Below are 12,186 nucleotides of genomic sequence, written 5' to 3'. Positions count from 1 at the left end.
GGATGCGTAGGCTACTGGAAAATCTGCGGTGAAGAAATTAGTCTGCCGGAAGTTTTCCCGCGACGCGAGCCCTGGCCAGGGGTTCGGGCGGCTGAACATAGGGGGTCGGCGTGACGTCACCGGTGGGTCTGCACCGAGTCGTGGAACCGGCGGGGGTGCTGCCGCAGGCGGCCTGGCGACTGGACCCCGACCCGCGAATCGGGGCGAACGAGGTGCGGATCCGGGTCGAGCGGCTGAACCTGGACGCGGCGAGTTTCCGGCAGCTGGCGGAGAAGCACGGCGGTGACGGGGACAAGGTCCGCGCCGAGGTGCTGGAGATCGTGTCGACCCGGGGCAAGATGCAGAACCCGGTGACCGGTTCCGGCGGGATGCTGATCGGCACTGTCGAGGAGGCGGGGCGCCGGTCGCCGCTGGGGCTGCGGGCGGGTGACCGGGTGGCGACGCTCGTGTCGCTGACGTTGACGCCGCTGACGATCACCGACGGGCTGGCCCGGTGGGACGGGCGCAGCGAGCAGGTGCCGTGCGACGGGTACGCGATCCTGTTCGCCCGGTCGATCGCGGCGGTGCTGCCGCCGGACCTGCACCCGGAGTTGTCCCTGGCGGTGCTGGACGTGTGCGGGGCGCCGGCGTTGACGGCGCGGGTGGTGGCCGAGCAGGTGGCGCGACGTTCCCGTGAGGGTGATCCGCGTCCGGTGTCGGTGGCGGTGATCGGTGGTGCCGGCAAGAGCGGGTCGTTGTCGCTGGCGGCGGCGCGGCGGGCGGGCGCCGTCCGTACCGTCGGGGTGGTTCCGGTGGAGGCGGAGCGGGAGGCGCTGACGGCGGCCGGGCTGGCCGACGCGGTGGCGCTGGCTGACGCACGGGATCCGGTGGGGTTGTCGACGGCGGTGACGACGGCGCTGGGTGTGCCGGCGGACGTGACTGTGGTGTGCGTGGACGTGCCGGGGTGTGAACACGGCGCGGTGCTGGCCACGGCGGACGGCGGTACGGTGATCTTCTTCTCGATGGCGACGAGTTTCGCGGCGGCGGCGCTGGGCGCGGAGGGCCTGGCGGCGGACGTGACGATGCTTGTGGGCAACGGGTACGTGCCGGGGCACGCGACGCTGGCGCTGGACCTGTTGCGGGCCGAGCCGGGGGTGCGCGGCCTGTTCGAGGCGCGTCTTTCGGCAGACTGACACCATGACGAACCCCTCGACGCTGTATCGCGGCGGAGTGCTGCACTGTCCGGCCGACCCGAGCGCGACGGCGCTGCTGGTGCGCGGCGGGCGGATCGCCTGGTTGGGTATGGACGCGGAGGCGCCGCGGGCGGACCGGGTGGTGGAGTTGGGTGGTGCGCTGGTGACGCCGGCGTTCGTGGACGCGCACGTGCACGCGACGGATACCGGGTTGGCGTTGTCGGGGCTGGATCTGTCGGCGGTGCGGTCGGCGGGTGAGTTGCTGGCGGCGGTGTCGGCGTTCGCGGCGGGTCTGCCGGATGACGCGGTGGTGCTGGGGCACGGCTGGGACGAGTCGGGCTGGGTGGAGGCGGCGTTGCCGGATGCGGCGGCGCTGGATCGGGCGGCCGGTGGGCGGCGGGTGTACCTGTCGCAGGCGTCGATCCATTCGGCGCTGGTGTCGGCGGCGTCGCTGGCGGCGTGTCCGCAGGTGGTGTCGGCGGCCGGGTACGACGCGTCGGGGTGGTTGCGGCGGGACGCGCACCACGTGGTGCGGGCGGCGGCGTTCGGGTCGGTGACGCGGGCGCAGCGGGTGGCGGCGCAGCGGCGGGCCCTGGAGCACGCGGCGTCGCTGGGTGTGGCGGCGGTGCACGAGTGCGGTGGTCCGGACATCTCCGACGAGGAGGACTTCACCGGGCTGCTGGCGTTGTCGGGGGCCGGGGCGCCGGAGGTGTACGGGTACTGGGGTGAGCTGCTGGGTGCGGCGAAGGCCCGGGAGCTGGGCGCGGTGGGCGCGGGTGGTGACCTGTTCGCCGACGGGGCGCTGGGGTCGCGGACGGCGCACGTGTCGGCGGCGTACCTGGACGGTGAGGCGGGGGCGTGCGGGCACGGGTACGTGTCGGCGGAGCAGGTCCGTGATCATCTGCTGGACTGTGCGGCGCACGGGATGCAGGGCGGGTTCCACGCGATCGGGGACGCGGCGATCGGGACGGTGCTTCAGGGGTTCGGGCTGGCGGCGCGGACGCTGGGCACGGACCGGTTGCGGGCGGCCCGGCACCGGGTGGAGCACGCGGAGATCATGAGCAAGGCGTTGATCGCCGGGTTCGTGGAGTTCGGGATCGTGGCGTCGATGCAGCCGGCGTTCGACAGGTTGTGGGGCGGCGCGGGCCGGATGTACGAGTCGCGGCTGGGGTTGGCGCGGTCGCTGGAGTCGAATCCGATGGGTGCGATGCACGGTGTCGGGGTGGCGCTCGCGTTCGGGTCGGATTCGCCGGTGACGCCGGTTGATCCGTGGGGGTCGGTGCGGGCGGCGGCAGCGCATCACAATCCGGCGCAGCGGATGAGTGTGCGGGCGGCGTTCGCGGCGCACACGCGCGGCGGCTGGCGGGCGGTGCATCTGGACAACGAGGGTGTGCTGGCGTTGGGGGCGCCGGCGACGTTCGCGGTGTGGGACACCCCGGCGGGCGTGGAGCGGGGGTTGCCGGTGGTGCTGGCCGAGGATCCGGAGTTGCGGGGCGCGGACGATCCGACGCCCCTGCCGGTGTGCCGGGCCACTGTGTTGCGCGGTGACGTGATCTATCAGGAAGGGTCTTCGTGACAGGGAAGCTTGGGCTGGATCCGGCGCTGGTGGCGCGGGCGCGGGAGTTGGCGCGCCGGGCCGGGCAGCCGGTGGTGGATCTGGCGCGCAGCCACACCACGGTGTCGGTGGAGCGGGCGGTGCTGCGGCTGGCGGGGGTGACCGGCGCGGACCCGGACGGCATTCCGTGGGTGAACCGGCTGGTGGACGCGGTGGTTGCGGATGTGGGGCTGGGTCACGGGGTGGCGGCGCCGGTGTTCGACGCGCTGGCGCGTGAGGGCATCACCGATGTGACGTTGCTGGCGCAGAAGGCGGCGGCCGGGTCGGTGCGGTTCGCGCAGCCGTCGGGGAAGGCGGCGACGGCGGCGCGGCGGGCGTCGCGCAAGGCGGTCGCCGCGGGGGTGCGGCGGATCGACCGGCGGCGCGCGGAGCGGGACCGCCTCGTCAAGCGGTTCGGGGATCCGGAGCGGCGGCCGTGGATCTACCTGATCGTGGCGACCGGTGACATCTACGAGGACATTCCGCAGGCGCAGGCGGCGGCGCGGGCCGGCGCGGACGTGATCGCGGTGATCCGGTCGACGGGGCAGTCGCTGCTGGACTACGTGCCGGAGGGGGCGACCCGGGAGGGTTTCGCGGGCACGTACGCGACGCAGGAGAATTTCCGGTTGATGCGGGCGGCGCTGGACGAGTCGTCGAAGGAGCTGGGCCGGTACGTGCGGTTGACGAACTACGCGTCGGGTCTGTGCATGCCGGAGATGGCGACGCTGGCCGGCCTGGAGCGGCTGGACATGATGCTCAACGACTCGATGTACGGGATCCTGTTCCGCGACATCAACCCGATCCGCACGTTCGTGGACCAGCGGTTCTCGCGGCAGGTGCACGCGCGGGCGGGGATCATCATCAACACCGGTGAGGACAACTACCTGACCACCGCGGACGCGGTGGACGAGGCGCACACGGTGACGGTGTCGCAGTTGCTGAACGAGTTCTTCGCGCACGAGGCGGGGCTGGCGGACTGGCAGTTGGGGCTGGGGCACGCGTTCGAGATCAACCCGGATGTGCCGGAGTCGTTCCGGTTGGAGCTGGCGCACGCGTTGCTGGCGCGGGAGTTGTTCCCGGACGCGCCGTTGAAGTGGATGCCGCCGACGAAGCACATGACCGGGGACGTGTTCCGGGGCAACCTGCTGGACGGGTTCTTCAATCTGGTGGGCACGATGACCGGGCAGGGGATCCTGCTGGTGGGGATGATGACCGAGGCGGTGGTGACGCCGTGGCTGTCGGACCGGGACATCGCCCTGCAGAACGTGCGGTACGTGCTGGGCGCGGCGGGCGGGTTGCACGAGGACTTCGTGCCGGCGCCGGGCGGGTTCATCCAGGCGCGGGCGCACCGGGTGCTGGGTGAGGCGGTGGACCTGCTGGAGCGCATCGGGGATCAGTCGTTGCTGACGGCGATCGCCGAGGGGACGTTCGGGATCATGAAGCGGCCGGCGGACCGGGGCAAGGGCCTCGACGGGGTGGCGCGGCACGAGGCGGACTACTACAACCCGGCCACGGAGATCCTGGAGCAACCCTCATGAGCGAGAAGACGGTCGTGCGGCCGTACGGGGACACCACCGGTGACGGCATGGTGCAGGTGTCGTTCACGTTGCCGGTGCCGCACGACAAGCGGGGTGAGGGCGCGGCGGTGCAGCTCGCGAACAGGATGGGCATGGACCCGGCGATGCTGGTGCACGCCAAGCCGATCGGTGACGGGTTCACGTTCTTCGTGGTGTACGGGCGGGTGAACCACCTGGTGGACCTGGCGAAGGTGCAGGTGGTGGAGCGCGACTATCCGCTGCTGTCGGCCAAGGAGGTCAACGCGGTGGTGAAGCGGCGGCTGCGTCGCAAGCTGTCGGTGGTGGGTGCCTGCATCGGCACCGACGCGCACACCGTCGGCATCGACGCGATCCTCAACGTGAAGGGCATCGCCGGGGAGAAGGGCCTGGAGTACTACCGGGAGCTGAAGGTCACGAACCTGGGCGCCCAGGTGAGCGTGCCGGAGCTGGTCGAGGCGGCCCGGCGGGAACGCGCCGACGCGGTGCTGGTGTCGCAGGTGGTGACGCAGCGCGACGCGCACCTGCACAACACGCGGGAGATGTCGGCGGCGTTCCGGGAGGCGATGCCGGCCGGGAAGCGGCCGCTGCTGATCGTCGGTGGGCCGCGGTTCGACGAGACGATGACCGGTGAGCTGGGCGTGGACAGAATTTTCGGCCGTGGCACCACTCCGGGCGAGGTCGCCAGCTACCTCGTCCACGCCCTGATCACCTCCAGGAAGGCGAACACCTGATGAGCGATCCGCGTGTCGGTCTGACCGTCACCCACCGCCGGTATGTGCCGTACTCCCACGCCCACTACGCGGGCAACCTGGTCGACGGGGCGTACGCGCTGGGGTTGTTCGGTGACGTGGCCACCGAGGTGTGCATCCGCACCGACGGCGACGAGGGGTTGTTCGCCTCGTACGCGGATGTGCAGTTCCGGGCGCCGATGAAGGCCGGTGACGTGTTGGAGGTGACGGCGACGGTGACCCGGGTGGGCACGCGCAGCCGCACCATCGACTTCGCCGCGGCTGTGGTGTGCCGGGGCCGCCCGGACAAGGGCGAGTCGGCCGCCGAGGTGCTCGACGAGCCGATCGTGGCGGTCACCGCGACCGGCACGGTGGTCGTGCCCCCGTCGGCGTGAACGAACGGCAGCCCGGCGTGAGCGTCGTCGTCTGCGCCGACGTCGGGTCGACGTACACGAAGGCGGCGGTGGTGGACCTCGACGGCGGCCGGCTCGTCGCGGCGGCGTCGGCGCCGACCACCGTGGGCACCGACGTGCTGCACGGCTTGGACGCCGCGGCCGGCGCGGCCCTCGCGTCGGCCGGGGTCGCTGAGGCGCCCTGGTTCGTGTGTTCGTCGGCTGGGGGTGGGCTGCGCCTGGCGGTGGTGGGTTACGAGCCGCTGGTGACCGCTCAGGCGGGTCGGCGGGTCGGTCTGTCGGCGGGCGCGAACGTGGTGCACGTGGCGGCGGGCCGGTTGTCCGGCGCGGACGTGGCGGCGTTGCGGTCGGCCCGTCCGGACGTGGTGCTGCTCGTCGGCGGCACGGACGGCGGCGACTTCGAGACGGTGACGCACAACGCGACGCGGCTGGCGAAGGCCCGCTTCCGGGTGCCGGTGGTGCTGGCGGGCAACGTCGAGGTGCGGGACGACCTGTACGCGCTGCTGGCGGGCGCGGGGGTGCCGGTGACGGCGGCGGGCAACGTGCTGCCGCGCATCGGGGTGCTGGAGCCGGCGTCGGCGCGGGCGGCCATCCGGGAGGTGTTCCTGCGGCACGTCATCGGCGGCAAGAAGCTGTCCCGGGGCGCCCGGTTCGCGCGGCTGGTCCGGGCGGCCACCCCGGACGCGGTGCTGACCGGCGTGGAGGTCCTCGCCGGCACGCTCGGCGGTGACCTGGCCGTGGTGGACGTCGGCGGGGCGACCACCGACGTGTACTCGGTGCTCACCCCCGACGAGCGTGACAGCGGCCCGAGCCAGGAGGTGGCCGGGACGCTGTGGCGGGCCCGCACCGTCGAGGGTGACCTGGGCATGCGGTGGAGCGCGCCCGGTGTGGTGCGCGCCGCGGTCGAGGAGCGGCTGCTCGACGCGGCCGACGAGCCGGAGCTGGCGGCAGCGGCGGCGGTGCGGGCCGCCGATCCGGGGTTCCTGCCGGCCGGGGACGCCGAGCGGGCCGTGGACCGGCGTATCGCCGCGCTGGCGGCGACCGTGGCGTTGCGGCGGCACGCGCGGGGCGCGGCGACGGGGGAGCGGGCCGGGCGGGACCTGCGGGAGGTGAAGCTGCTCGTCGGCTCCGGTGGGGTGCTGCGCCACGCCGACCCCGGTGACGCGGCGGCGGTGCTCGACGCGGTGCTCACCGACCACGCCGGCGGGTGGCCGTTGCCGCGGGGGGCCCGCCCGGTCGTCGACGTGGACTACGTGCTGGCCGCCGCGGGGCTGCTCGCCGCCGACCATCCGGGCGCGGCGGCGGCGATGCTGCGGCACCACCTGGGCGCCTGAACCGGGCTCGGGATCGAGACGCGCCGACGCGACACGCCGTGTCGCATCACACGACAGGCCGGGGTGGGTTGACAGCGGCGGGGGTCTGCGCCGTACCGTCTTTGAGTCCTACCACGGGAAGCGGCTGTTGTTCGCTTCGTCCCTTCGTCCGCTGGCCGAGCGACCGGAAGGTTGCGGCGGCCAGGTCCAGCGGGCGGGGGTCGGCGGGGCGGCGCGAACCGGCCGCGGTTACCGGTGTACGGGCAGGGTGAGAGGCACGGCCAGTAGACAACGGCCAGGCGGGGGCAGCCAGTCCACGTCGGGTCGGTCCGAAGGTCGGCGCCGATCGTCTTCGCCCCACCGGCCGGGAAGGGCCTGGGAGCATCGGGGCGCGGCTTCGGCCGCGCCCCGATTTCATCCCCCCGATATCCCCCGTGTCAGCGGCCCGGCCCGCTCAGCGGCCGAGTCGCCGGTAGCGGCGCACCGCCGCCGGCGCGGCCACCGCGATCAGCGCCAGCGGCCAGACGATCGCCAGTTCCAGCGCGTGCCGCGCCGGCCACGAGTCCCCACCGAGGCCCGGGTTGCCGAACAGGTCCCGGGCCGCGGCCACTGTCGCCGACAGCGGGTTCCAGGCGGCGATCGCGCCCAGCCAGTCCGGCATCAGCTCCGGCGCCACGAACACGTTGGACAGCGCGCTGAGCGGGAACGCCAGCGGGAACACCACCACCGCGACCGTGTCCGGGTTGGGCACGAGCAGCCCGAACAGAATGCCCACCCAGGTCATCGCGACGCGCAGCAGCAGGATCAGCGCCACCGCGGCCAGCGCCGGGCCGACGCCGTCGCGCCAGTGCCAGCCCACCAGCAGCCCGCACACCACCAGCGTGGTCATCTCCAGGCATGCCCGTACCAGGTCGGCGCCGGCGCGGCCGGACAGCAGCGCCGAACGGGCCATCGGCAGCGACCGGAACCGGTCCACCACGCCCCGGCCGGCGTCCACCGCGATCGCCGACGCGGTCGCGCCGAGACCGTAGAGCATCGTCATGACGAACACGCCCGGCAGCAGGAACTCCCGGTAGTTGCCGTCACCCGGCACGGACATGCCGCTGCCGAACACGTAGCCGAACACCAGCACGAACACGATCGGCAGGCTGAAGTAGAGGATGATCTCCTCCGGGGCGCGTACCACGTGCCGCATGTTGCGTCCGGCCATCAGCCACCCGTCGGCCAGCGCCCTCACGACGCCACCCCCACCCGCTGCGCGTCGGCGTGACCGCCGGTGAGCCGCAGGAACGCCTCGTCCAGCGTCGGGCGGCGCACCAGCACGTCCTCCACCGCGACCCCGGCGTCGTCGAGGGCCCGCAGCACGGCGGTGAGCACGGTGATCCGGTCGCTCACCGGCGCGTCGACGCGCCGCAGTTCGGCGTCCACCGTCGTGGTCGCGCCGGTGGCGCGTCCCACGAGGGCCGCCGCCGCCGGCAGGTCCGCCGCGTCGCGGACCACCAGTTCCAGCCGGTCGGCGCCGATGCGGGCCTTCAGCCGCTCCGGGGTGCCCTCGGCCACGACCCGGCCGGCGTCGATGACGCACACCCGGTCGGCGAGGTGGTCGGCCTCCTGCAGGTACTGGGTGGTCAGCAGCACCGTGGTGCCGTCGGCGACCAGTTCCCGCACCGCCGTCCACAGACCGTTGCGGCTGCGCGGGTCCAGGCCGGTGGTCGGCTCGTCGAGGAACAGCACCCGCGGCGGCACCACCAGGCTCGCCGCCAGGTCCAGGCGGCGGCGCATCCCACCGGAGTAGCCGCCGGCCGACCGGTCGGCGGCCTCGGCCAGGCCGAACCGGTCCAGCAGATCCTCGGCGCGGCGCCGGGCCCGCCGGGCGGTCAGCCGCCGCAGCCGGCCGAACAGCACCAGGTTCTGCCGCCCGCTGAGCACCTCGTCGACCGCCGCGTACTGGCCGGTCAGGCTGATCGCGGCCCGCACCCGGTCGGGTTCGGCGGCGACGTCGTGCCCGGCCACCCGGGCCCGGCCGGCGTCGAAACGCAGCAGCGTGGTGAGGACCCGCACCGCCGTGGTCTTGCCCGCCCCGTTGGGGCCGAGCACCCCGTACACGGTGCCGGCCGGCACGGCCAGGTCGAAGCCGTCCAGGGCCGTCGTGCGGCCGTACCGTTTTCGTATTCCGTCGGCCAGCACGGCCGTCGCGTCGTCGGTCATGGCGTCAGCGTCCCCGGCGTCGCTGACCGGCCGCGTACCGCGCGCACCGGGCGGCGCCGCGCCGGTCAGCGGCCGTCGAGCAGCGCCAGGGCCCGCTGCCGGGGCAGGCCCGCGCCTTGGGCGTACGGGCTGGTGAACGCCGCCTCACCCAGGCGTTCCCGCAGCGTGGCGGCGGTCGGTGTGCCGGCCGGGGCGTCGGCCGCGCCGGTGCCCGCCAGCAGCGCCGCCGCCGCGCCGAGCAGGCGGGCCGCCGTCTCGTGGTCGCCGGCGCGCAGCAGCGGCCCGGCCAGCCCGTCCGCCGCCGCGGCCACCACCGGCACGTCCCACACCCCGGCACCGGCGGTGAGGACCTGCCGGTAGTGGCCGCGGGCGGCCGCCGGGTCGCCGGCGGCGTCGGCGAGCTGCCCGAGCATCACCAGCGCCGCCAGCCGCACCACCTCGGCGCCGAACCAGCCCGACGGGCAGTCGGCGACCGCCCGCTCGCACAGCGCCCGCGCCTGCTGCGGGTCGCCGTCGCGGCGGGCGATCTCGGCGAGACCCAGATGCGCGGCGGCGACCAGTTCCGGCGCGCCGGCCGGACCGGCGATGCGCCGCACCCGCCGGTAGTCCTCGGCCGCGCCGGGCAGGTCACCGGCGAGCAGCCGCCCGTCGGCGCGGGTACGCAGCAGTTCCGCCAGGTCGAGGGTGGAGCCGAGCTGCTCGGCCAGGTCCAGCGCCTGCGCCATCGGCGCGGCCGCCGACCCGACGTCGCCGGTGCGGTAGGCGGCCTCGGCCAGCGTGCTCAGCGTCACGATCATGCCCCAGCGGTCGTCCAGGGCCCGGAAACCGGCCAGCGCGGCGTCCAGGTCGGTGCGGGCCTGCTCGTGGCGGCCGTGCAGTATGCCGACCATCGCGGTACCCAGCAGGCCCAGCGCCCGGCTCCACGGGTCGGCGCCGACCAGCCGGTCCCGGACGGCCTGCTCGTGCAGCGCCGCCGCGTCCTGCGGTGACGGGGGACCGCTGGCCATGCCGGACAGGTAGAGCAGGAACGGATGCCGGGGCGGGCGGGCCAGGGTCCACAGGATCCGCGACGCGGTGTCCACGTCGCTGCGGTCGCCGCCGGCGAGCGTGGCGACCAGCAGGCCCAGCGCGTACTCCTCGGACAGGCCGTCGGGCGGGCCGTCGAGCCGGCCGACCAGCCGCCGGGCCAGCGCCGCGCCCTCGCCGCGCAGGCCCCGCAGCCACCAGTAGAACGCCAGCGTCGCGACCAGCCGCAACCCGGTGGCGGTGTCCGCGTGCCGCAGCGCCACGTGCAGGTCGTCGCGCGCGGCGTCCAGGCGGCGCAGCCACCGGTCCTGGCCGCCGCCGCGCAGGCCCGCGTCGCCGGCCAGCGCCAGATCCAGGAAGTACGCGGCGTGCGCGTCCCGCACCCGCCCGGTCTCGCCGTGCTCGGCCAGCCGGGCCGCCGCGAACTCGCGGATCGTCTCCAGCATCCGGTAGCGCCCGCCGGTGGCCTCCACCAGCGACTTGTCCACCAGGCCGGCGAGCACGTCCAGGACGTCACCGGCGTCCGGCGCGCACACCGCCTGCACCGCGGCCAGGTCGGCGGCGCCGGCGAACACGCTCATCCGGGCGGCCAGCCGCCGCTCCGGGGCGTCGAGCAGGTCCCAGCTCCACCCCACGACCGCCTCCAGCGTGCGGTGCCGGGGGGCCGCGGTGCGGTCGCCGCGGCGCAGCAGCCGGAACCGGTCGTCCAGACGCGCCGCGACCTGCGTCACCGGCAGGGCCCGCAGCCGCGCCGCGGCCAGCTCCAGGGCCAGCGGCAGCCCGTCGAGGGTACGGCAGATCCGCAGCACCGCCGGGGTGGTGGCGGCGTCGAGACGGAACCCGGGTGACACGTCGGCGGCCCGGTCGGTGAACAGCCGCACCGCCGGGTACGCGGCGGCGGTCTCCGGCGCGGCCGGCCCGTCCGGTGCGGGCAGCCCGCCGACCGGGCACAGCGCCTCGCCGGTGAGGCCCAGCGGCTCCCGACTGGTGGCGAGCACCCGCAGTCCGGGCGCGGCGGCGAGCAGCCGGCCGGTCAGCCGGGCCGCGTCGTCGATCACGTGTTCGCAGTTGTCCAGCACCAGCAGCAGCCGCCGGTCGGCCAGCGCCGCCACCAGCCGGGCGGTCAGGTCAGCCGGGCCGCCGGGTGTGCGCAGGCCGGCGTCGCGCAGGTCCAGCGCCGCCAGCACGGCCGGCGCTACCGCCGCCCCGGGTGCGACAGCGGCCAGCTCCACCAGGCACACCGGGCCGTCGTGGCCGGACGCGACGGTGGTGGCCAGCCGGGTCTTGCCGGCGCCGCCCGGTCCGTGCAGGGTGACCAGCCGCGCCGAGCCGAGCAGCTCCCCGACGCGCCGCAGTTCCCCGTCCCGGCCGACGAAACTGGTCAGCGGGCTAGGCAGCCGGGCGGGCGGCGCGGCGTCGTCACGCAGCAGCGCCGTGTGCAACGCGACCAGCTCCGCCGACGGGTCGGTGCCCAGCTCCTCGGCCAGCACCCGGCGCGCGTCGGCGTAGACGGCGAGCGCCTCGGCGCGGCGGCCGGCGCCGTGCAGGGCCCGCATCAGCAGCCCGTGCAGCCGTTCCCGCAGCGGATGTGCCGCCACCAGGTCCCGCAGCTCGGCGATCAGCGGCGCGGCGGCCGGCGCCAGGGCCAGCTCCGCCTCGACGCGATCCTCGACCGCGGCCAGGCGGGCCTGGCGCAGCCGGGCCGCCTCCGCCTCGGCGAAGGGCGCCACGGTCACGTCCGCGAGGGGTTCGCCGCGCCACAGCCCGAGCGCGTCGCGCAGCAGCGCCGCCGCGCCGGCCGGATCACCGGCGGCCAGCGCGGCCCGCCCGGCCTCGGCCAGTGCGGTGAACCGGTGTACGTCAACCCGCTGCCTGTCGATCGCCAGCCGGTAGCCGGCCGGCCCGAACTCGATGGGCACGCCGGGCAGTGACCGGCGCAGCCGCGACACCTGCGACTGGAGCGCGTTCGCGGCCTGCTCGGGCGGCCGGTCGCCGTACACGCCGTCGGTAAGGCGCTGCGGCGTCACGGTGCGGTCGGCGTCGAGCAGCAGCACCAGCAGCGCGCGTAGCCGTACGCCGGTGACCGGCAGCACGCTGCCGTCAGCGGCGTACGCCTGCGTCGCGCCGAGCACACCGAACCGCATGCGCCCGATTGTCGCCTGTCCGCGCCGCGCGC

Annotated in this window: 9 protein-coding genes; 6 read left to right on the top strand and 3 right to left on the bottom strand. The window is 75.0% G+C overall.

Going from position 1 to position 12,186, the window contains the following annotated elements:
• Positions 1 to 122: 122 nt before the first annotated feature.
• Genes ACFYON_RS24325 through ACFYON_RS24300 form a run of 6 tightly spaced genes read left to right on the top strand, consistent with a single transcriptional unit; the run spans position 123 to position 6,797 of the window.
• Positions 123 to 1,172 carry a zinc-binding alcohol dehydrogenase gene (locus ACFYON_RS24325; RefSeq protein ID WP_354869813.1) on the top strand — a complete coding sequence of 350 codons (1,050 nt, stop codon included), beginning with the start codon at positions 123 to 125 and terminating at the stop codon, positions 1,170 to 1,172.
• Between the two features lie 4 nt (positions 1,173 to 1,176).
• Positions 1,177 to 2,748 (top strand): amidohydrolase, encoded by a 1,572-nt coding sequence (locus ACFYON_RS24320; protein ID WP_387321064.1) that lies wholly within the window; start codon positions 1,177 to 1,179, stop codon positions 2,746 to 2,748.
• Positions 2,745 to 4,304: a lysine 5,6-aminomutase subunit alpha gene (locus ACFYON_RS24315; RefSeq protein WP_387257513.1), complete on the top strand. Its 1,560-nt coding sequence runs from the start codon at positions 2,745 to 2,747 to the stop codon at positions 4,302 to 4,304. Before ACFYON_RS24320 ends, ACFYON_RS24315 begins: the two co-directional genes overlap by 4 nt.
• Positions 4,301 to 5,053 carry an OAM dimerization domain-containing protein gene (locus tag ACFYON_RS24310; protein ID WP_355097244.1) on the top strand — a complete coding sequence of 251 codons (753 nt, stop codon included), beginning with the start codon at positions 4,301 to 4,303 and terminating at the stop codon, positions 5,051 to 5,053. The genes ACFYON_RS24315 and ACFYON_RS24310 overlap by 4 nt, the downstream gene beginning before the upstream one ends.
• Positions 5,053 to 5,445, top strand: a complete 393-nt coding sequence (locus ACFYON_RS24305; protein ID WP_355015187.1) for a hotdog domain-containing protein — start codon at positions 5,053 to 5,055, stop codon at positions 5,443 to 5,445. Before ACFYON_RS24310 ends, ACFYON_RS24305 begins: the two co-directional genes overlap by 1 nt.
• A 17-nt stretch (positions 5,446 to 5,462) precedes the next feature.
• Positions 5,463 to 6,797, top strand: coding sequence for a glutamate mutase L (locus ACFYON_RS24300; RefSeq protein WP_354869811.1), 1,335 nt, complete (start codon positions 5,463 to 5,465; stop codon positions 6,795 to 6,797).
• 433 nt (positions 6,798 to 7,230) lie between these two features.
• Here ACFYON_RS24300 and ACFYON_RS24295 read toward each other — a convergent pair whose 3' ends face one another.
• The 3 genes from ACFYON_RS24295 to ACFYON_RS24285 form a co-directional block, all read right to left on the bottom strand.
• On the bottom strand, positions 7,231 to 8,013 hold the full coding sequence (locus tag ACFYON_RS24295) for an ABC transporter permease (RefSeq protein ID WP_387321062.1): 783 nt from the start codon (positions 8,011 to 8,013) through the stop codon (positions 7,231 to 7,233).
• Positions 8,010 to 8,984, bottom strand: coding sequence for an ATP-binding cassette domain-containing protein (locus ACFYON_RS24290; RefSeq protein ID WP_357710848.1), 975 nt, complete (start codon positions 8,982 to 8,984; stop codon positions 8,010 to 8,012). The genes ACFYON_RS24295 and ACFYON_RS24290 overlap by 4 nt, the downstream gene beginning before the upstream one ends.
• Positions 8,985 to 9,049: 65 nt before the next feature.
• Entirely contained in the window at positions 9,050 to 12,154 is a 3,105-nt protein-coding gene (locus ACFYON_RS24285; protein WP_357710844.1) for a BTAD domain-containing putative transcriptional regulator, read from the bottom strand.
• Between the last annotated feature and the right edge of the window lie 32 nt (positions 12,155 to 12,186).

This window comes from Micromonospora sp. NPDC005686, from assembly GCF_042871665.1.
Classification (GTDB): Bacteria; Actinomycetota; Actinomycetes; order Mycobacteriales; family Micromonosporaceae; genus Micromonospora.
Note: the sequence above shows the minus strand (reverse complement) of the source record. Positions and strands in the feature narration are given on the sequence as shown.

Coding starts and splice junctions, on each gene's coding strand:
- ACFYON_RS24320 (WP_387321064.1), top strand. CDS start 1,177: ATGACGAACCCCTCGACGCTGTATCGCGGCGGAGTGCTGCACTGTCCG.
- ACFYON_RS24310 (WP_355097244.1), top strand. CDS start 4,301: ATGAGCGAGAAGACGGTCGTGCGGCCGTACGGGGACACCACCGGTGAC.
- ACFYON_RS24305 (WP_355015187.1), top strand. CDS start 5,053: ATGAGCGATCCGCGTGTCGGTCTGACCGTCACCCACCGCCGGTATGTG.
- ACFYON_RS24290 (WP_357710848.1), bottom strand. CDS start 8,984: ATGACCGACGACGCGACGGCCGTGCTGGCCGACGGAATACGAAAACGG.
- ACFYON_RS24285 (WP_357710844.1), bottom strand. CDS start 12,154: ATGCGGTTCGGTGTGCTCGGCGCGACGCAGGCGTACGCCGCTGACGGC.